The organism is Streptomyces sp. NPDC060198 (assembly GCF_042728415.1).
GTDB lineage: Bacteria > Actinomycetota > Actinomycetes > Streptomycetales > Streptomycetaceae > Streptomyces.
Genome location: NZ_JBHWZJ010000112.1, coordinates 1 through 20,157 on the forward strand (window position 1 = coordinate 1; position 20,157 = coordinate 20,157).

General features: G+C 71.1%; 15 protein-coding genes and 1 rRNA gene. 7 read left to right on the forward strand and 9 right to left on the reverse strand.

The genetic code is table 11. The features are described from left to right. Nucleotides 1-60: 60 nt before the first annotated feature. Entirely contained in the window at nt 61-2,877 is a 2,817-nt protein-coding gene (secA, locus tag ACFWEP_RS16285; protein WP_387370716.1) for a preprotein translocase subunit SecA, read from the reverse strand. Between the two features lie 239 nt (nt 2,878-3,116). Here secA and ACFWEP_RS16290 point away from each other — a divergent pair, with 239 nt between their 5' ends. Together ACFWEP_RS16290 and ACFWEP_RS16295 are read left to right on the forward strand one after the other, a co-directional pair. Continuing rightward, the gene (locus ACFWEP_RS16290; protein ID WP_387370718.1) at nt 3,117-3,779 is read left to right on the forward strand and encodes a GNAT family N-acetyltransferase; all 663 of its coding nucleotides are present in this window, start codon (nt 3,117-3,119) and stop codon (nt 3,777-3,779) included. Nucleotides 3,780-3,877: 98 nt separating this feature from the next. Next, entirely contained in the window at nt 3,878-5,074 is a 1,197-nt protein-coding gene (locus ACFWEP_RS16295; protein WP_387370720.1) for a winged helix-turn-helix domain-containing protein, read from the forward strand. A 45-nt stretch (nt 5,075-5,119) separates the two neighbouring features. Here ACFWEP_RS16295 and ACFWEP_RS16300 read toward each other — a convergent pair whose 3' ends face one another. The 7 genes from ACFWEP_RS16300 to mtnA all read right to left on the reverse strand — a co-directional run bounded on the left by ACFWEP_RS16300 (nt 5,120) and on the right by mtnA (nt 13,739). Further along, nucleotides 5,120-5,875, reverse strand: coding sequence for a response regulator transcription factor (locus ACFWEP_RS16300; RefSeq protein WP_266704996.1), 756 nt, complete (start codon nt 5,873-5,875; stop codon nt 5,120-5,122). Nucleotides 5,876-6,058: 183 nt separating this feature from the next. Then, the gene (hpf, locus tag ACFWEP_RS16305; protein ID WP_387370723.1) at nt 6,059-6,748 is read right to left on the reverse strand and encodes a ribosome hibernation-promoting factor, HPF/YfiA family; all 690 of its coding nucleotides are present in this window, start codon (nt 6,746-6,748) and stop codon (nt 6,059-6,061) included. A gap of 328 nt (nt 6,749-7,076) precedes the next feature. Continuing rightward, complete coding sequence (locus ACFWEP_RS16310; protein WP_387370725.1) at nt 7,077-7,796, reverse strand: ComF family protein; 720 nt, start codon at nt 7,794-7,796, stop codon at nt 7,077-7,079. 198 nt (nt 7,797-7,994) lie between these two features. Further along, complete coding sequence (locus tag ACFWEP_RS16315; RefSeq protein ID WP_387370727.1) at nt 7,995-9,863, reverse strand: LpqB family beta-propeller domain-containing protein; 1,869 nt, start codon at nt 9,861-9,863, stop codon at nt 7,995-7,997. Next, entirely contained in the window at nt 9,853-11,898 is a 2,046-nt protein-coding gene (gene mtrB / locus ACFWEP_RS16320; RefSeq protein ID WP_387370729.1) for an MtrAB system histidine kinase MtrB, read from the reverse strand. The genes ACFWEP_RS16315 and mtrB overlap by 11 nt, the downstream gene beginning before the upstream one ends. A 1-nt stretch (nt 11,899) precedes the next feature. Then, the gene (gene mtrA, locus ACFWEP_RS16325) at nt 11,900-12,589 is read right to left on the reverse strand and encodes a two-component system response regulator MtrA (protein ID WP_007448372.1); all 690 of its coding nucleotides are present in this window, start codon (nt 12,587-12,589) and stop codon (nt 11,900-11,902) included. A gap of 4 nt (nt 12,590-12,593) precedes the next feature. Then, nucleotides 12,594-13,739 (reverse strand): S-methyl-5-thioribose-1-phosphate isomerase, encoded by a 1,146-nt coding sequence (gene mtnA, locus ACFWEP_RS16330; protein WP_387370731.1) that lies wholly within the window; start codon nt 13,737-13,739, stop codon nt 12,594-12,596. Between the two features lie 137 nt (nt 13,740-13,876). Here mtnA and ACFWEP_RS16335 point away from each other — a divergent pair, with 137 nt between their 5' ends. From ACFWEP_RS16335 to ACFWEP_RS16355, 5 genes are read left to right on the forward strand one after another with little or no spacing between them, the layout of a single operon-like run. Continuing rightward, entirely contained in the window at nt 13,877-15,298 is a 1,422-nt protein-coding gene (locus ACFWEP_RS16335) for a glycerophosphoryl diester phosphodiesterase membrane domain-containing protein (protein WP_387370733.1), read from the forward strand. Nucleotides 15,299-15,302: 4 nt separating this feature from the next. Continuing rightward, nucleotides 15,303-16,010 (forward strand): DUF4129 domain-containing protein, encoded by a 708-nt coding sequence (locus ACFWEP_RS16340; protein ID WP_387370735.1) that lies wholly within the window; start codon nt 15,303-15,305, stop codon nt 16,008-16,010. Then, entirely contained in the window at nt 16,007-17,431 is a 1,425-nt protein-coding gene (locus tag ACFWEP_RS16345) for a DUF4350 domain-containing protein (protein ID WP_387370737.1), read from the forward strand. Before ACFWEP_RS16340 ends, ACFWEP_RS16345 begins: the two co-directional genes overlap by 4 nt. Next, nucleotides 17,428-18,429: an AAA family ATPase gene (locus ACFWEP_RS16350; RefSeq protein WP_387370739.1), complete on the forward strand. Its 1,002-nt coding sequence runs from the start codon at nt 17,428-17,430 to the stop codon at nt 18,427-18,429. Before ACFWEP_RS16345 ends, ACFWEP_RS16350 begins: the two co-directional genes overlap by 4 nt. Before the next feature lie 10 nt (nt 18,430-18,439). Next, entirely contained in the window at nt 18,440-19,747 is a 1,308-nt protein-coding gene (locus ACFWEP_RS16355; protein WP_387370741.1) for a DUF58 domain-containing protein, read from the forward strand. 147 nt (nt 19,748-19,894) lie between these two features. Here the strand turns inward: ACFWEP_RS16355 and rrf are convergent. Continuing rightward, nucleotides 19,895-20,011 (reverse strand): 5S ribosomal RNA (gene rrf / locus ACFWEP_RS16360). Between the last annotated feature and the right edge of the window lie 146 nt (nt 20,012-20,157).

Sequence of the window (20,157 nt, forward strand, 5' to 3'; positions counted from 1 at the left end):
GGGACCTCCGTGGAGATCCCGGCCCCGCCGGCGCGTACCGCAGCCGTCCTCGGCCGCCGACTACTTCTTGCGGCGACGCCCGCCGCCACCCGCGCTCTTCTGCGCCTTGCGGCGCTCGGCACGGGTCAGGCCGTCGCTCTCGGAAGCGTTGTCGGTGAACTCGCCCTCCACCACACCGCCTTCGCCGTCCACCGTGGGGGCGGAGAAGTGCAGGCGGTCGGGGCGCTGCGGGGCTTCGAGTCCCTTGGCGCGGATCTCGGGCCGGGCGGCCGGCGCGACAGCGGCACCTTCCTTGGTGAGCGAGGGCTGCTCGGCGTCGTCCTTGACCGGGACTTCCTCGACCTGCTGTTCGACCTGGACCTCGAGGTTGAAGAGGTACCCGACCGACTCCTCCTTGATGCCCTCCATCATGGCGTTGAACATGTCGAACCCTTCGCGCTGGTACTCGACCAGCGGGTCCTTCTGCGCCATGGCACGGAGGCCGATGCCCTCCTGGAGGTAGTCCATCTCGTAGAGGTGCTCGCGCCACTTGCGGTCGAGGACCGAGAGGACCACGCGGCGCTCCAGCTCGCGCATGATCTCGGAGCCGAGGGAGTTCTCGCGCTCCTCGTACTGCGCGTGGATGTCGTCCTTGACGGACTCGGCGATGAAGTCCGCCGTGACACCGGCGAGGTCGCCGGCCGCTTCCTCCAGCTCCTCCACGGTGACCTTCACCGGGTAGAGCTGCTTGAAGGCGCCCCACAGCCGGTCGAGGTCCCACTCCTCCGCGAAGCCCTCGGCGGTCTCCTGGCGGATGTAGTCGTCGATCGTGTCGTCCATGAAGTGACGGATCTGGTCCTGGAGGTCCTCGCCCTCCAGGACGCGGCGCCGCTCGCCGTAGATGACCTCGCGCTGGCGGTTGAGCACCTCGTCGTACTTCAGGACGTTCTTACGCGTCTCGAAGTTCTGCTGCTCGACCTGGGACTGAGCGGAGGCGATGGCGCGGGTGACCATCTTGTTCTCGATCGGCACGTCGTCCGGGACGTTCGCCATCGACATCACGCGCTCCACCATCTGCGCCTTGAACAGGCGCATCAGGTCGTCGCCCAGCGAGAGGTAGAAGCGGGACTCGCCCGGGTCTCCCTGACGGCCGGAACGACCGCGCAGCTGGTTGTCGATACGGCGTGACTCGTGGCGCTCGGTGCCCAGGACGTACAGCCCGCCGAGGTCCTTGACCTCTTCGAACTCCGCCTTCACCGCGAGTTCGGCCTTCTCCAGCGCGGCGGGCAGGGCTGCGGCCCACTCCTCGACGTGCTCGACCGGGTCGAGGCCGCGCTGGCGCAGCTCCGCCTCGGCGAGGTCGTCGGGGTTGCCGCCGAGCTTGATGTCGGTGCCTCGGCCGGCCATGTTCGTCGCGACGGTGACAGCACCCTTGCGGCCGGCCTGGGCGACGATCGTCGCCTCACGGTCGTGCTGCTTGGCGTTGAGCACCTCGTGCTGGACACCGCGCTTGGAGAGCTGCTGCGAGAGGTACTCGGACTTCTCGACCGAGGTGGTGCCGACCAGGATCGGCTGCCCCTTCTCGTGCTTCTCCGCGATGTCGTCGACGACGGCGGCGAACTTGGCGACCTCGGTCCGGTAGATCAGGTCGGACTGGTCGAGGCGGACCATCGGCCGGTTCGTCGGGATCGGCACGACGCCCAGCTTGTAGATCTGGTGGAACTCGGCGGCTTCGGTCATGGCCGTACCGGTCATGCCGGAGAGCTTGCTGTAGAGGCGGAAGAAGTTCTGCAGGGTGATCGTGGCAAGGGTCTGGTTCTCGTCCTTGATGTCCACCCCTTCCTTCGCCTCGATCGCCTGGTGCATGCCCTCGTTGTAGCGGCGGCCGGCGAGGATACGGCCGGTGTGCTCGTCGACGATCATGACTTCGCCGTCGATGACGACGTAGTCCTTGTCCTTCTTGAAGAGTTCCTTCGCCTTGATGGCGTTGTTGAGGTACCCGACGAGAGGCGTGTTGACCGACTCGTAGAGGTTGTCGATCCCGAGCCAGTCCTCGACCTTGGCGACGCCGGACTCGTGGATGGCCACGGTCCGCTTCTTCTCGTCGACCTCGTAGTCGCCGGTCTCCTCGATGCCCTTGAGCTGGTTGCCCGCCTCGCCCTTGATGAGCCGGGTGACCAACTTGGCGAAGTCGCCGTACCACTTGGTGGCCTGGTCGGCCGGGCCGGAGATGATCAGCGGCGTACGCGCCTCGTCGACGAGGATCGAGTCGACCTCGTCGACGACGGCGAAGTTGTGGCCGCGCTGGACGAGCTCGTCCTGGGACCACGCCATGTTGTCGCGGAGGTAGTCGAAGCCGAACTCGTTGTTCGTGCCGTACGTGATGTCGCAGGCGTACTGCTCACGGCGCTGCGCCGGGGTCATGTTCGCGACGATGCAGCCGACGGTGAGGCCGAGGAACTTGTGGACCCGGCCCATCAGCTCGGAGTCGCGCTCGGCCAGGTAGTCGTTGACCGTGATCAGGTGGACGCCCTTGCCGGAAATCGCGTTGAGGTACGTCGGCAGGGTGCCGACGAGGGTCTTGCCCTCACCGGTCTTCATCTCGGCGACGTACCCGAGGTGCAGGGCGGCGCCGCCCATCATCTGGACGTCGTAGTGGCGCTGTCCGAGGACCCGCTTGGCGGCCTCACGGACGGTGGCGAACGCCTCGGGGAGCAGATCGTCCAGGCTCTCGCCGTCCGCGTACCGTTCCTTGTACTCCTCGGTGAGCGCCCGCAGCTCGGCGTCGGAGAGGTTGACGAAGTCCTCTTCGATGGAGCTGACCTGGTCCGCGATGCGGTGCAGTTTGCGCAGGATCTTGCCTTCGCCTGCACGCATGAGCTTGTTGAAGACGGACACTGAGGCTGGTCTCCTTGCCGGTCGGGCCTGGCACTGGGTCGTTTGACGGACGCTGGCGCGGGCACGGCAGGTGGGCCCCACCGCAACGGCCATCGTAAGCGAGGACACCGCCACGCCGGGAGGGCTGCCCCTGGGTGGACCTCACCGCGCCTTCCAGGACAACGGCCGAAGAGCCTGGAAGGTGCCGGGAAGCCCGGAAAGTGCTCCCGACGCGGCCCCGCGGTCACCAGAATGCGCCCATGGAGCCGATCACCCTCACCTCCCGCCGCCTGCTGCTCCGTCCCTTCGCCCCCGGGGACACGGACGCGGTGCACCTCGCGTGCCAGGACCCCGAGATCCTCCGCTGGACGGAGATCCCGTCGCCGTACCTGCGCTCCGACGCGCAACTCTTCGCGGGCACCATCGCCCCGGCGGGCTGGCAGGACGATTCCGGCTACCACTTCGCGGTGGTGGAACGGTCCGGCGCGCTGGCGGGCGCCCTCGGCCTCGTCCCCCGCCCGTCCCCGGGCACGTACGAAGTCGGCTTCTGGCTGGCCCGCGAGCACCGCGGACAGGGGTACGGGACGGAGGCGGTGGTCCGCCTGGCACGCTGGGCGTTCTCCGCGCTGGGCGCGGTCCGGCTGGAGTGGTGGGCCGAGGCGGGCAACGTGGCGTCCCGGGCGGTCGCCCTGCGCGCCGGGTTCCGGCTGGAGGACGCCACCGCCCACGCAGCCGCCGGCGAGGCGCCCCGCACCCTCTGGAGCGCGTCGCTCTTCCCGGCGGACCTGGGGCTCCCGGCGTCCGGCCCCGGGCGCATCCCCTCGGGCCTCGGCCTGCGGCTCACCGGAACCGGGCTGCCGGACCCGGGGGCCCATCCGCCGGGGTCCGCCGCGTACCTGCCGTCCCGGGGCCGCGCCGGCTGAAGCGGTGCCGTACGGGGCCGGGCGGGGACGTCCCGCACCCCCTCGGACACCCGTTCGCTCCCCCGGCCGCTGTCGGCGGTGCCCCTTAAGGTGCCTCCATGACGCCCGAGCCGCCCGTGCAGCCCCCCGTGGTCGAACTCTCCGCCGATCAGGCCCGCCGGATCGCGCTGCGCGCCCAGGGATTCCTGGGAGCGCCCGACCGCCGCGCCGGAGTGCCCGGGGTGCTGCGCCACCTCGGAGCCGTCCAGCTCGACACCATCTCGGTGCTGGCCCGGTCCCACGAGCTCGTTCCGTACGCCCGGCTCGGCGGGATCGGCCGCAAGGCGGTGGAGGAGGCGTACTGGTCGGGCGGCCGCGCCTTCGAGTACTGGTCGCACGCCGCGTGCGTGCTGCCGGTCGAGGAGTGGCCGCACTTCGCCTTCCGCCGCCGCGCCTACCGGAACCGCCCGCAGTGGCACCACGAGCTGCCCGCCGGCACGTACGACACCGTGATCGCGCAGCTGCGCGCCGAGGGCCCGCTCACTGCGACGCAGCTCGGGGGTGCGAAGAACGGCGGCGAGTGGTGGGACTGGTCCGCGACCAAGGTCGCGGTCGAGCGCGCCCTGATGTACGGCGAGGTGGTCTGCACCGAGCGCCGGGGCTGGAAGCGCGTCTACGACCTCGCCGAGCGGGCGATCCCCGACCGCTTCCTGCACGACGACCTGACCGACGAGGAGTGCGGGCGCCGGCTGGTCGCGCTGGCGGGCCGTTCGCTGGGGGTCGGTACGCGAGCCGACCTCGCGGACTACCACCGGCTGAAGGCCGAGCACTTCGACACCGTGGTCGCCGCCTCCGGTCTCGTACCGGTGACGGTGGAGGGCTGGGGAAAGCCCGCCTGGGCCGATCCGGAGGCGCTGACCGCCGAACCGCGCGGACGCCACCGCACGACGCTGCTGTCGCCGTTCGACTCCCTGATCTGGGAACGCGCGCGCACCGAGCGGATCTTCGGGTTCACCCACCGCCTGGAGGCGTACACCCCGAAGCCCAAGCGATTGCACGGCTACTTCGCCATGCCCCTGCTCGCCGGCGGGCGGCTCCAGGGCCGCGTCGACCCGGCCCGCGAGGGCACCACGCTGATCGCCCGTCAGGTGTCCCTGGCGAGCCCCAAAGCGGTGGCGCCGATGGCCGAGGCGCTCGTGGAGGCGGCCTCCTGGGTCGGCTGCACGGACGTACGGCTGGAGCGGGTGGACACCCCCGGGCTGCGGGAGCCGCTGGCCGCGGCGGTCGGGACGGCGGCCTCCGCCGCCCGCCGGTGACGGGGCACCTCAGGGACGGCGCCCCTGAGGAACAGCCCTCGGGGTTCACCGGATCTCCAGGATCTTCTCCCGCATGGCATAGACCACGGCTTCCATCCGGGAGTGGAGCTGGAGCTTCTCCAGGATATTGCGCACGTGGTTCTTCACCGTGTTCTCGGAAATGAACAACTGCTTGGCGATGTCGCGGTTGTTCTTCCCCGTGGCCACGAGTTTCAGGACTTCGAGTTCGCGGTCGGTGAGCCGGGGCGCCGGAAGAAGTCGCCGGTCGTCGGTGCGCTGGATCATCGATTTGAACTCGGTGAGGAGTTTCGACGCCATCGACGGGCTGATCTGGGACTGCCCGTCGGCAACCGCCCGGATCGCGGTGGACACCTCGTCGGTGGAGATCTCCTTGAGCAGGTATCCGGTGGCGCCGGCTTTGATCGCGTCGTAGAGGTCGGCCTCCTCGTCGCTGATCGTCAGCATGATGATCTTCGCGCTGGGGGCCACCTCCTTGATGGCGGTGCATGCCTCGATGCCGCCGCGCTTGGGCATCCGCACGTCCATCAGCACGATGTCGGGCAGCAGGTCGGCCGCCTTGTCGACCGCCTCAGCACCGTCCCCCGCCTCACCGACGACCTGGATGTCCTCCTCCTGCTGGAGCACGATCTCCAGTCCTCTGCGGAAGAGCGCGTGGTCGTCGACCACCAGGACCCTGATGGGCTCCTTACGGGGCGAGGTGTCCTCGTCCGCTCCGGCTCGGGTACGGGCAGCTTCTCCGGAAACATTCGTGTCGCGCACGGGCCCGAAGGTGTCCGCCATCGTTCCTCCCCCTGAAGGCCACGGCCTGAAATCACACACGGTCGCCAACGGCACTGCACCGCATACCGATTGGCTCGGGGGACCATGCTTTCATGCCCGGCCGCCGGAGCGGGGGTCCCGTGGTCGCACGCCGGTGCCCCCGGGGGCGTGTAAGCACTCCAGGGGCACCGCGAAGACGGATCGTCAGCCGCCGAGCGCACCGCCCGCGCCACCGGCTTCGTCGGAGGCGAGAGGGTCGGTCCTCAGGTGGATGACACCGTAGTCGTAGGCGTGCCGCCGGTAGACGACGCTGGGCTCCTTGGTCTCGGCGTCGACGAACAAGTAGAAGTCGTGGCCCACCAGTTCCATCTCGTAGAGCGCCTGGTCGAGCAGCATCGGGGCCGCCACGTGCGTCTTCTCGCGCATCACCAGCGGACCTTCGCCCTGTACCTCCAGCGAACCGATCCTCGTGGTGGGCACCTCTTCCGCCAGCTGCTCGTTGACCAGCTCGCCGTCCTCGTCGAACGCGGCCGTGCCCGGCACCACATCGGCGACCTCGGCTGCCGACAGACGGCCGTTGCCGCGGCGGCTGTAGCGCTTGTCGTGCTGCTTGCGCAGCCGCGCCTCCAGCTTGCCGGTGGCCAGGTCCAGCGCCGCGTACGCGTCGCCCGCGGCCGCTTCGGCCCGGATGACCGGGCCCCGCGAGCGGAGCGTGATCTCCACCCGGTCGGAACGGTCGGCCTGACGGGGATTCGGCTCCTTGGACACCTCCACGTCGAGGCTGATGACCTTGCCATCGAACTTCTGGATCTTGTCCAGCTTCAGCTTCTCGGCCACGTGCTTGCGGAACCGCTCGGGCACCTCGGTCTTGCGGCCCTTGACGACGATGTCCACGCAGAACTCCGTTCCCGGATCGCTCCGCAACGGTGGCGGAGCGCCTCCCTTTTGCACCAGGCTCCAGCGCTTTCCGGAGCCTCGGACTCGGTGACCTTCTACCTCCTCCTGCCCACCGGCGGGTTCACCATCCCGCCGATCTTCCGACAGCTGAACTCCGGATGTAGGCCTGCCCGAAACCTGGTGGTGCATTCGTCGAGGTCTGGGATTCACCATTCCTCACCACCGAACATAGCGTGCCCACCGCCTACTCGGCACCCGCTACTCACGCGTACCTCCGTTCAGGTCCCTCTGCCCTTCCATCACCTGCGAAGATGAAAGATTTCTGTCAGTTCCGGTTTATCTCGAAAGCAGAGGGAGATGCTGCGACCACCGCTGCCCGGAGGCGCCGGTGGGCGCCCGTCCGGGGCAGGGCCGGCCCGACCGCACGGGCCGCCTCGGCCAGCGTCGCCCCGGTCGTCATCAGGTCGTCGACCAACACCACCCGGCCGTGCGCGAGGAGCCGTTCAGAGCCGGGTACCGCCTCCAGCGCGCCCGCGAGATTGGCTCGCCGCTGAACCGCCCGGAGCCCAGCCTGGTCGGCTACCCGACGCCGCTGCCGCAGGACGGGAAGGACCCGTGCCGGGGTGCCCGACCGCCGCAGCGCGGCGCTCGCCGCCAGGGCGATCCGGCGCACCGGATCGTGCCCACGCGCGGCGGTGGCCCGGCGGGCCGAGGGTACGGGCACGAGCAGCAGGGGACCGTCTTCCCCGGACCGCGCCTGCCCGGCCCGTACGGCGGCCGCGAGCGCGCCGCCGAGCGGCCGCGCGAGCGTCAGGGCGCCGCGCTCCTTGTGGGCCAGCAGAAGCGCGCGCACGGCGTTCTCGTACGGGGCGCCGGCGTGCACCACCGGGAGTCCGGGCGGCTCGGGCGAGGGCCGCACCCGGCGCGGCTCCCGGCCGCCCAGCGCGTCGCCGCACTCCGCGCACAGCTCCGTACGCGGCCTGCCGCAGCCCCCGCAGGCCACCGGCAGCACCAGTCCGGCGAACTCCCGCCACCACTCCCGCACAGCACCACCCTGCCCGGACGCCGCACGCCCGCGCCACCCCTGTGGACAACGCTGCGAAGCCGCACGGACCGGCCGGACGAGCCCGGGCGCGGGCGGGCAGGCGCGGGCGGGCGGGCGCGGGCGGGCAGGCGCGGGCGGGCAGGCGCGGGCGGGCAGGCAGGCGGGCGGGCGTGCGTGCGTGCGTGCGAGGGGCCGGGCTCAGCCCGGGTAGACCAGCGAGGTGCCCTTCTTCAGCACGGTCTGCCAGTTGTCGCCGGGCGACAACTTCACGATGCCGTCGCTCATGGTGTCCGCCATCAGCGGCAGGAGCTCGTCGTCGGCCGCGGCGATCGACTCCACCTGGTTGACGCCGGGCAGCACCTCGGAGGACGACGTGGACCCGTCCGCCTGCACGTAACGCACCTGCTGGACCCCGCCCTCCTCCTTACCGACGACGACCAGCCGTCCTCGTCCGGACCAGGAGACCGCGGTGACGTCGGTCAGCTGCGGAGCGGCCTGGCGCAGGTCCTGCACGGAGACCTTCTGCGCCTTGCCGGAACCGGCCCTCTCGACCCGGCCGATCTTCAGCGTGCGGTGGCCTTCCTCGCCCACGAGCAGCGCGATCCGCACGCCGTCCGCCGACATCCGGAGCGCCTCGATCCGCTCACCGCCGAGGCCCGGGACCGCGACCTCCAGAGGAGTGCCCTCGCCTCCGGCCAGTCTGAGCAGCCGGGGGTCGTCCGGGTCGCGGTCGGCGACCCAGAGATCGCCCCGCCCGTCCCAGCTCGGCGCCGACAGACGGTCCCCGGCGGACGCCGCACGGCTGACGACCGGGGCTTCCGCGGGCAGCTCGCTCTTCTCGACGATCGACGCCACGTACATCCGTGACCGGTCCTCGGTCACCCCGGCCGCCTTCTCCTCGTCGCGGGAGACACCGACCGCGCTCATCTGCGGGGTGCCGTCGCCGAACGGTCCGATCACCGGCACGGGGTCCCCGCCGCCCTTGGTCGAGCCGGGAATCCGCTGCACCTTTCCCCCGTCGACGAAGTACTGGCCGACCGGGGCGCCGGAGCCGCGGTCGGCGGCGAACTCGGAGGCCTCCTCGGCGCCCAGCGCGCAGAGCACCTTCTGCCCGCTCTCCAGCTCCACCCTCTCGACGCGGGCGGACGTCAGGTCCCGCAGGGTGAAGAGAACCTGGGCGGCCATCATCCGGCAGGCGCCCCGGCCGGTGCCGGCGGCCTTCTTGTTGAGCGGCACCTTGAGGACGTTCTGGTCGTCGGGCGCCAGCGAGGTGACGCCCTTCTGCAGCGTCGTGCCGGCGGGGAAGCTGGAATCGACCACGGGCCGCAGCCAGTCGGTCGGCCCGTCGAGGAGGGTTCGCACGGTCTGCGTGGTGGCGTCCATCCGCGTCACCGGGTCGGTCCGGTTGCGTACGTAGACGGGGTCGGCGACCAGCGCGGCGGGACCGTCCGACGTACCGGCCGCGAAGTAGTAGGTGTTGACGGAACGGTAGAGCCGCTTGAAGTCGGACTGCCCGAGCACCAGGCCGTCCGGCACCGAGCTGATCCGCCACTCCTGCTTGCCGTCCGCGCTCTTCTCGCGCACCAGGTGCAGGCTCTGCACGTAGTCGGCGGGCGCGATCGGCTGGTACGAGCTCTGCGCGTCGACCTCCGCCACCTTCTGGCCGCTGAGGGTGTACGTGGTGTCCGTCGCGTCGGGCTCCGGGCCCCGGAGGACGGGAGCGTTCCGGTTCGGCGCCTTGGCGAGCACGGTGGTGCCGGCGGCCGGACGCCAGGTTCGGGCCGCGTCCTGGGTCAGATAGGTGCGGGTCGTCCGGAAGGAGGGGTCGTCGCTGGTCATCGACTCCAGGAAGCCGTCGACCACTTCGCCCGGCTCCGCACCGTCGCGCGGCGGCACCGCGTAGACCTGCACCTGAGCGTCGCCCGCCTGGGAGGCGTCGACGGACTTGACGTCCCCGACCACCGGCATGGACCCGCATCCGGCGAGCAGCAGGATGCCGAGGCCGAGTACCGCGGTCGTCCGCGCGGTACTGCGGCGGCGGCCGTCGTGACGACGGTCAGTACCCACGTCGGGTGTCCTCCTGGTCCGGGAACCGGTCCGGGCTCCGCTCCTGGGACTGCTCGGGGATCTGCGGTGCGGGGGCGGCCCCCGGACGGGCCACCACCCGCGCGCCACTGCCGGGCAGCGCCGCGGGGTGGACCGATGCGGGTGCCTGCCGCGAAGGGCCGGGTCCGGCGGGCACGGAGAGCGTGGCGCGGTCGGAGGAGCTGGGCTGGTGGGGCACGGCCATCACGCGGTGCCGGCCGTCGGCGTCCGCGGCACTACGGGTGTCTCCCGCACCGGAGCGTTCGCGGTCCGCGACGTTGCGCCGCGAGTCTTCGGGCTCCAGGGGTATCGGGGACCCCCGCAGCGGCTCGTCCGCCGTACGCGGAAGGGTGAGCCGGAACTGGGAGCCGCCGCCCGGCTCACCCCACGCCTGGAGCCAGCCGCCGTGCAGCCGGGCGTCCTCGACGGCGATGGACAGTCCGAGACCGGTACCCCCGGTCGTACGGGCGCGGGCCGGGTCGGCCCGCCAGAACCGGTTGAAGACGCGCGTCGCCTCGCCGGGCTTCAGCCCGACGCCGTAGTCGCGCACCGCGACGGCGACGGCGCCCTGGGCCGCGCCCATCCGCACCACGACGTCCCGGCCCTCGCCGTGCTCGACCGCGTTGACCACGAGGTTGCGCAGGACACGCTCGACCCGCCGGGGGTCCGCCTCGGCCACGACCGGCTGTTCGTCGCCGACCACCCGGATGCGGGTGCCCTTACGCTCCGCCAGGGGTTCGGCGCCGCCGATCACCCGGCGGACGACGGAGCGCAGATCGATCGGCTCGGCGTCCAGTGCCGCCGCGCCCGCGTCGAACCGGCTGATCTCCAGGAGGTCGGACAGGAGGGACTCGAACCGGTCGAGCTGATCGCCGAGCAGTTCGGCGGCACGGCCGGTGATCGGGTCGAAGTCCACCCGCGCCTCGTGGATGACATCGGCCGCCATGCGCACGGTGGTGAGCGGGGTGCGCAGCTCGTGCGAGACGTCCGAGACGAAACGGCGCTGCATCCGGGACAGCTCCTCCAGCTGCTGGATCTTCAACTGGAGGTTCTGGGCCATCTTGTTGAAGGCCTCACCGAGCCGGGCGATGTCGTCCTCGCCGGTGACCTTCATCCGCTCCTGGAGCCGCCCGGCCGAAAGCCGCTCGGCGATCCCGGCCGCCATCCGTACGGGCGTGACGACCTGGCGCACCACGAACCAGGCGATGGCGCAGAGCAGGACCACGACGAAGAGCCCGGCGGTGGCAAGCGTCGTCTTGACCAGCGCCAGGGACTTCTCCTCCTGCGTGAGCGGGAAGAGGTAGTACAGCTCGTAGGGGTTGTGGTCGATGTCGTAGAGCCGCTTGCCCACGACGAGGCCGGGCTGCGACTCCTTGCCGTACGAGTAACGGATCAGGGAGTACGTCTGGAACGCCCCCGGTCCCTTGTCGACCGCCTCGCGCAGCCGGTCCGGGACGCTCGACGCTTCCACGCTGCCCGACCCGCGGGGCGCCCGGCTGGCGGTGCCGCGGCTTCCGGAATCCGGGCTGAGCGCCACCACGTTGAAGGCGTTGGTGCCGCCGCTGGCCAGCTGGTCGACGAGGTCGGTCCGCCAGGAGGTGTTGGCCGACATGCCGTCGGTGCCGTCCTCGCGACCTGGAGTGAGGGGCTCGCTGGCCTTTGCCTGGGCCGCGGCGAACCCGCCGGCGGCCTGGGTCTGGGCGGCCTTGCCCTTGGCGTCGAGCAGGCCGTTGCGCACCTGCCCGATGACGACGAAGCCGAGCAGGAGCACGACACCGAGCGACATCAGCAGGGTGCCCGCGACGACCCGCAGCTGGAGATTGCGGCGCCACACCCGCAGGGCGGGCAGCAGCGGTCGCCGCGACCAGCGCAGCAGAAGACGCGGGAACGGCCCTCCGGGCGTCCGGTCGGTGAACGACCGGACACCCCGGGAGAGACGGGAACGCCCTGGTCCGGCAGCCCGCTCCTCGGGGGCTCCGGGCTCCCCGGGGCCAGGAGCAGTGCTGCCTCGGGTCATGTCAGCTCGGTCCGGCCTTGTAGCCGACGCCACGCACGGTGACGACGATCTCGGGCCGCTCGGGGTCCTTCTCGACCTTGGAGCGGAGTCGCTGGACGTGCACGTTCACCAGACGGGTGTCCGCGGCGTGCCGGTAACCCCACACCTGTTCCAGCAAGACCTCACGGGTGAAGACCTGCCACGGCTTGCGGGCGAGCGCGACCAGCAGGTCGAACTCGAGCGGGGTCAGGGCGATGGACTGCCCCTCACGCTTGACCGAGTGCCCGGCAACGTCGATGACCAGGTCGCCGATGGTCAACTGCTCGGGCGCCGGCTCCTCCGACCTCCGCAGACGTGCCCTGATCCTGGCCACCAACTCCTTGGGCTTGAACGGCTTCACGATGTAGTCGTCGGCCCCGGACTCCAGACCCACCACCACATCGACGGTGTCACTCTTCGCGGTGAGCATCACGATCGGTACGCCCGACTCGGCCCTGATGAGCCTGCAGACCTCGATGCCGTCCCTTCCGGGCAGCATGAGGTCGAGCAGCACCAGGTCCGGCTTGGCCTCCCGAAAGGCAGCAAGTGCCTTGTCACCGTCCGCTACGAACGACGGTTCAAAACCTTCTCCACGCAACACGATGCCGAGCATCTCGGCCAGTGCGGTGTCGTCGTCGACGACAAGGACGCGTCCCTTCATAATCGACATCATCCCATTAGCTAATCGTTATCTGCGATGACCTGGCACACAGCTCGGCCAGTCCGGCCCTCGTGACCGGCGAAATGACGCCCTCCCCCGTGACGATCGCCGTGATCAGTTCCGGTGGCGTGATGTCGAACGCGGGGTTGTACACCGGGGTTCCCAGGGGCGCCACTACCAGCCCGCCCCCCTTTCCCCCGTGCGGCGCGGGCCGTGACGATGTGAACTCCGTCACCTCGCGGCCGGAACGCCGCTCGATGACGATCGACGCCCCGTCCGGAGTGCCCGGATCCACCGTCGTGGCCGGCGCCACCACGACGAACGGTACGTGGTGGTACTTCGCGAGCACCGCGAGCGGATAGCTCCCCACCTTGTTCGCCACGGAACCGTCCGCCGCGATGCGGTCCGCGCCGACCAGCACCGCGTCCACCTGCCCCGCCGCGAAGAGCGACCCTGCCGCGTTGTCCGTGAGCAGCTGGTACGCCATCCCGTGCCGGGCGGCCTCGTAGGCGGTGAGCCGGGAACCCTGGAGCAGCGGACGCGTCTCGTCCACCCACAGCCTCCGCAACCGCCCCTGCCGATGCGCGGCGAGCGCGACGGCGAACGCCGTGCCCTCTCCGCCGGAGACCAGAGCGCCGGTGTTGCAGTGGGTCAGCAGGCGGTGCCCTCCGGCCGGCAGCAGCTCGTCCAGCAGCGACAGGCCGTACCGGGCCATGCGGGCGGACGCCTCGGCATCCTCGCGGTGCAGGGCCCGCGCCTCGGCGAGCGCCGCGGCAGCAGCCCGCCCCGGCCCCACCCCGTCGGCGAGCGCCGCCGCGTGGGCGCGGGCCGCGCGCCGGACCCCGTACGCGAGGTTCACCGCGGTGGGCCGCGCCGTGGCCAGCAGTTCCACGGCCTCGTCCACGTCGTATCCCCGGGCCGCCGCGAGGGCCACGCCGTACGCACCGGCGATGCCCAGCAGCGGTGCCCCGCGCACCGCCAGCGTCTGGATCGCCCGGACCAGCGCGGGAGCGTCGGTGCACACCAGCTGGACCTCCTCGGCGGGGAGCCGGGTCTGGTCGAGCAGCACCAGGACGGGGCCCTCGGGGGGCTCGTCCCAGCGGAGTACGGGAAGCGCGGAGGGCTCGTTGCCCACCGGCGATTGCGCGTCCTGTTCAGCCATCCGCCCAGTCTGCCCGCTGGGAGGGCCACATAAGAAGGTGCCAACCAGAAGCACCTCGAACGCACTTCTGTCCCGCGTGGCACGATGGCTGCCAACCTGCCGCCCCGATGCGCGGTCAGGACGGTGAAGGAGCCAGAATGAACGACTCTCCGGGCTGGGCCCCGCCCGGATCCGCCCCCTCCGACGAACGGGGCGCGGGCGTACCCCGTCCTTCCGGACCGGTCGACTCCGAACCGCCTGCCGCCTCGCGGCCCGCAGAGGGAAATCCTGCCGACGCGAACGCCGTCGGTGCGAACCCTGCCGAAGCCAACCCCGCCGACACGAACTCCGGTGCGAACCCGGCCGGCGCGACCCCTGCCGGCGCGGGCGAGAACGGGAACGTCGCGAACGGGAACGTCGCGGCGGGCCAGTGGTCTCCCACCCAGCCGCCGCCCGGCCAGTGGTCCGCCCCGGCTTCGTCCGCACCCGGGCCGGGAGCACCACCGCCGCCCGCACCGGGCTGGGGAGGCAACCCGAACCCGGGCGGCTACCCGGGCTGGGGCAACCAGCCCCCACCGGGCTGGGTCGGCCCCCAGGGCTGGGGTCGCACTCCGACGGCGCCGAAGCCGGGTGTCGTCCCCCTCCGTCCGCTGAGTGTCGGTGAGGTGCTCGACGGGTCGGTCTCGGCCATGCGCGCCCACTGGCGCACCGCGCTGGGAATCAGCCTGGTGGTCGCCGTCTTCGTGCAGGTCGTCTCCCTCCTGATCGAGCGTTTCCTGCTCCCCGAACCGATCACGATCGACCAGAACGCCTCCGACAGCGAGATCCTGCGCCAGTCCATCGACGCGATGCGGTCCCTGCTCGTCTCGACCGCGCCGAGCGCCGTTCTCGGCATGGCCGCCATCCTCTTCACCGCGTCGGTGCTCAGCGTCGTGGTCAGCCGCTCCGTGCTCGGACGCACCGTCACACCGGCCGACGTCCGGGCGGAAGCCCGTCCCCGGGTCCTGAGAGTGGTGGGGCTGGCGCTGCTGCTCGCGGTGGCGATCGTGGCGATCATGGCCGTGGGTCTGGCGCCGGGGCTGCTCGTCGGCTCCGCGGCCGGTGCCGGTCTCATCGTGCTCGGATTCCCCGTCGCCTCCGTGGTGGCGCTCTGGCTGATGACCGTCTTCTGTCTCGCGGCCCCGGCCCTGATGCTGGAACGTCAGTCGGTGGGCCAGGCCCTGCGCCGGTCGGCGAAGCTGGTCCGAGGAGCCTGGTGGAGGATCTTCGGCATCCTGGCGCTCACCTGCCTGTGCGTCGCCATCGTGTCCGTGATCATCGGGATCCCCTTCGCCCTGATCGGTCTCTCCGTCGACGGCGGCGTCGCCAACGGGCTCTTCAGCGCCGACCCGACCCCGACCGGCTGGCCCTTCCTCCTCGTGTCCAGCCTCGGAGGCGTGCTCATCTCGATGCTGACGTACCCCTTCGTCTCCGGTGTGATCTCCCTGCTCTACATCGACCAGCGCATCCGGCGCGAAGCTCTCGACCTGGAACTCGGCCGGGCGGCCGGTCTCCCGGGGTACGCGTCCAACGGAGGCTGATGGCATGACAGGGGCGGGGGGCACCATCACGTCAGGCCCACAGCTGTGGGCCGGTCCGAGACTCGCGGACATACCCGTGGACACGCCACGGGTTCCCGCGAGAGAGGCCGCGGAGACAGAACTGTCCAAGGGGATGTACCACGAAGGCGACCCCGGCCTGCTGGAACGGGCCTTCGACTCCTGTTGGGACTGGATCCGCGGGCTCTTCGACACGCTCTCCGGTGTCGTGCCCGGAGGGCCGCTGGGCATCATCGTGCTGGTACTCCTGGCCTTCGGCCTGGTGGTCGCCCTCTGGTGGCGGCTGGGCACACCGCGGCGGCCGGCCGTCTCTGCCAAGCCTCTTTTCCGGGAGAGCGGTCCGCGCGGCGCGGCCGCGCACCGCGCGGCCGCCGAGACGCACGCGGCCGCTCTCCGCTGGACCGAGGCGGTCCAGGAACGGACCCGCGCGATCGTCCGCTCCCTGGAGGAACGCGCGCTGCTCGCCCCCCGCCCCGGCCACACGGCCGACGAGGCGGCCGCGGAGGCCGGACGCCGCTTGCCGGACCACGCGGCTCGTCTGCGCGCGGCGGCCCACATGTTCGACGCCCTCACGTACGGCGGCCGTACGGCCGACAGAAACGCGTACCTGACCGTCCGCACCCTCGACGACGACATCGAAGCGACGCGGCCGGCCGTCGCCGGTACCGCCGTCACGACGGGAGCCGCCGGATGACCGGTTTCACGAAGGCCGCCTCCCCCGCCCCGGGCCGGGAAACCGTCTCCGGCTCCCCGGACACCCGTGCCGTCTCCGGCCCGGCGGGAACGGGCGGCGCGTCCGCTCCCACGTCCCTGTCCGCGACCCCCGCGCAGCTCTGGAAGCGCGCCCACGGTTTCCTGGTGGTCCTGCTCGTCCTGGTGGTCGGCGGTGTCACCATCGCCGCTCTGCGCTCCGGCTCCCACCACGGGATGCTCGATCCCCGGTCGGCCGATCCGGAAGGCAGCAGGGCCGTGGCCGAGCTCCTCCGGCAACGCGGCGTCAGCGTCGACGTGGTCACCACGCTCGACGACGCCGTCTCCACGGCCGGCCCCGACAGCACGCTCCTGGTCGCCGGACCGGACCTGCTCACCGAGTTCCAGCAGGAGCGCCTGTGGGAGGCCACCTCCGGCTCCGGGGGACGTACCGTCCTGATCGCCCCGGGGTCCCCGTCCGTGCCCGCGCTCGTCCCGGGCGTGCGTGTGGGACCCACCGTCGAGGTGGCGGCACGCACCCCGGCGTGTTCGTTGCCGGCCGCGCGCCGGGCAGGCACGGCCGACCTGGGCGGGGCCACCTACGAAGCGGAGGGCCCCGGAGCCACCGGCTGCTACCCGGCCCACGGCCTCACCCCGCTCCTCGTCGTCCCGCGGCACGACGGCGAGACGGTCCTGCTCGGCTCCCCCGACATCCTGTTCAACCGGCGCCTCGCCCATGAAGGCAACGCCTCGCTCGCCCTGCAACTCCTCGGCTCCCGTACTCATCTCGTCTGGTACCTCCCTTCTCTCGCCGACCCCTCCGCCTCGGAGAACGGTCGTGACACGGACGACGGTGGTGACACCGGCCAGGACCCGACCGATGCGGAAAGCGGCGCGAGTGACCGCGCCGATGGTGACCCGGGCCAGAATCAGCGGACCGACGACGGCTCCCACCGGGACGACGAGACCGACGGGGACTCCGGTGGGGAAGGCCAGGACGGATTCTTCGGTCTGGTCCCGCCCGGCTGGTTGTGGGGCACGCTCCAACTCGCCGTCGCCGCTCTGCTCGCGGCCGCTTGGCGCGGCCGCAGATTCGGTCCGCTGGTGACCGAGAGACTGCCGGTCGCCGTCCACGCCTCCGAAGCGACGGAGGGGCATGCCCGCCTCTACCGGAGGGCCGGCGCACGCGACCGTGCCGCCGCCCTGCTCCGCGAGTCGGCCCGCACCCGCCTCGCTCCACTCGTGGGAATCTCCCCCCGCGACGCGCACTCCCCGGACGTGCTCGTCCCCGCACTCTCCGCCCGGCTTCCCGCCGACGGCGCACTCGATGCCCTGCTCTTCGGCCCGACTCCGGACGACGACACCGCACTTGTGCGCCTGGCCGACCAACTCGACGCCCTCGAAAGAGAGGTACGCACGTCATGAGCGCCCCGACCCAGGCGACATCAGGGACCTCCGCGGCCCCTACGAACTCCGACGCCGCCCGCGCATCACTCGAAGCCCTGCGCTCCGAGATCGCCAAGGCCGTGGTCGGTCAGGACCCGGCCGTCACCGGACTCGTCGTCGCTCTGCTCTGCCGGGGACACGTCCTCCTCGAAGGCGTCCCCGGCGTGGCCAAGACCCTGCTGGTCCGAGCCTTGGCCGCCTCCCTCGAACTCGACACCAAGCGGGTTCAGTTCACCCCCGATCTGATGCCCAGTGACGTCACCGGGTCCCTCGTCTACGACGCCCGCACCGCCGAGTTCTCCTTCCAGGCAGGTCCGGTCTTCACCAACCTGCTGATCGCCGACGAGATCAACCGCACGCCCCCGAAGACCCAGTCCTCCCTCCTGGAAGCCATGGAGGAGCGTCAGGTCAGTGTCGACGGAACCCCTCGGCCCCTCCCCGATCCCTTCCTCGTCGTCGCGACCCAGAACCCGGTGGAGTACGAGGGCACGTACCCGCTTCCCGAGGCCCAACTGGACCGATTCCTACTGAAGCTGACGGTGCCTCTTCCCACCCGGGAGGAAGAGATCAACGTCCTCACCCGTCACGCCGAGGGTTTCAACCCGCGCGACCTGAAGGCGGCGGGCATATCTCCCGTCGCTGGTCCGGCCGACCTGGAGGCCGCCCGTGACGCGGTGGCCCTGACTTCGGTCTCCCCCGAGGTCGCCGGCTATGTCGTCGACCTCTGCCGTGCCACCCGTGAGTCCCCCTCACTCGCTCTCGGTGTCTCCCCCCGTGGCGCCACCGCGCTGTTGTCCGCCGCCCGTGCGTGGGCCTGGCTCACCGGCAGGGACTACGTCATCCCCGACGACGTGAAAGCCCTCGCCCTGCCCGCCCTCCGTCACCGCATCCATCTGCGGCCCGAAGCCGAGATGGAGGGCGTCACTCCGGACGCCGTCATCACCTCGGTCCTCGCTTTCGTGCCCGTCCCCCGATGAGGCGGTGACCATGCCCCTCACCGGAAGAGCCGCGCTGCTGGCCGCTGCGGGGTCACTGCCTGTAGGCGTCCTGGCCCCCAGCTGGGCCGGGATGCTCGCGGTCAATGCCCCCCTCTCGCTAGCCATTCTGTGCGACTACGCCCTGGCAGCGCCAGTGCGAAGCCTAGGCTTCACCCGATCTGGTGATACATCAGTTCGACTTGGTGACAGCGCTTCGGTGCAACTCACCGTGACCAACAGCTCGCGTCGCCGTCTGCGTGCCGAGCTCCGCGACGCCTGGTCCCCGAGCAGCGGAGCCTCGGTCGCGGAGACCGGCGCGTCCCGGCAATCGGTCTCCGTCGCCGCCGGCGAGGCCCGGCGGCTCACCATGCTGCTCCGGCCGACCCGGCGGGGGGATCGTGTCCCCGATCGAGTGACTGTCAGGTCGTCGGGCCCGCTGGGGCTCGTGTCGCGCCAGGGCTACCACCGGGTTCCGTGGAGCGTGCGGGTGTTCCCGCCGTTCTCCAGCCGCAAGCACCTGCCCTCCCGTCTCGCGCGCCTCCGCGACCTCGACGGGCGCACGAGCACGCTGAGCCGGGGCCAGGGGACCGAATTCGACAGCCTCCGCCCGTACGTGCCGGGTGACGACACCCGGTCCATCGACTGGCGGGCCACGGCACGGCAGACCGCGGTGGCCGTGCGGACCTGGCGCCCCGAACGGGACCGGCACATTCTGATCGTCCTCGACACCGGCCGCACCTCGGCCGGTCGGGTCGGTGACGTGCCTCGGCTCGACGCCGCGATGGACGCCGCTCTGCTGCTCACCGCGCTGGCCGGGCGGGCGGGAGACCAGGTGAATCTCCTCGCCTACGACCGGCAGGTACGGGCTCAGGTCCGCGCCACCGGCACCGGGGCGCTGGGGAAGGTGGTCGACGCCATGGCGACGCTGGAACCCGAGCTGGTCGAGACGGACCCGCGCGGGATGAGCACCGCGGCTCTGGCCGCCGCTCCGAAGCGGTCCCTGATCGTGCTGCTGACGACACTGGACGGGGCTCCGACGGAAGAAGGCCTGCTGACAGTTCTTCCGCAGCTCACCAGGCGCCACACCGTGATCGTGGCGGCCGTGGCGGATCCCCGGGTCGAGGAGATGGCACGCCGCAGAGGTTCTGCGGAGGCTGTCTACGAGGCCGCGGCAGCCATCCGCACCCAGACCCAACGCCTGCTCATCTCGGAACGGCTCCAGCGCCACGGCGCCGTCGTGGTGGACGCGCTGCCGGAGAGCCTGGCGCCGGCGCTGGCCGATGTGTACCTCGCTCTGAAGGCGGCCGGTCGGCTCTGACGCGATGCGCCCTGTTCTTCGTTCCGCCTCCCGGCGACCTACGGGAAGGCGGAGCGGGAACAGGGCGAACACCCTCGCGTCCATGAAAATTCCCGTGAACGCAGAAAACCCCCGTGCCACAAGGCACGGGGGTCTCCCGGAAAAATTGTTCGGCGGCGTCCTACTCTCCCACAGGGTCCCCCCTGCAGTACCATCGGCGCTGAAAGGCTTAGCTTCCGGGTTCGGAATGTAACCGGGCGTTTCCCTAACGCAATGACCACCGAAACACTATGAAATTTAACCTGAACCGGAAAAACACAGCAGATTGTTATTTCAGAACAACACAGTGGACGCGAGCAACTGAGGACAAGCCCTCGGCCTATTAGTACCAGTCAGCTCCACCCGTTACCGGGCTTCCACATCTGGCCTAT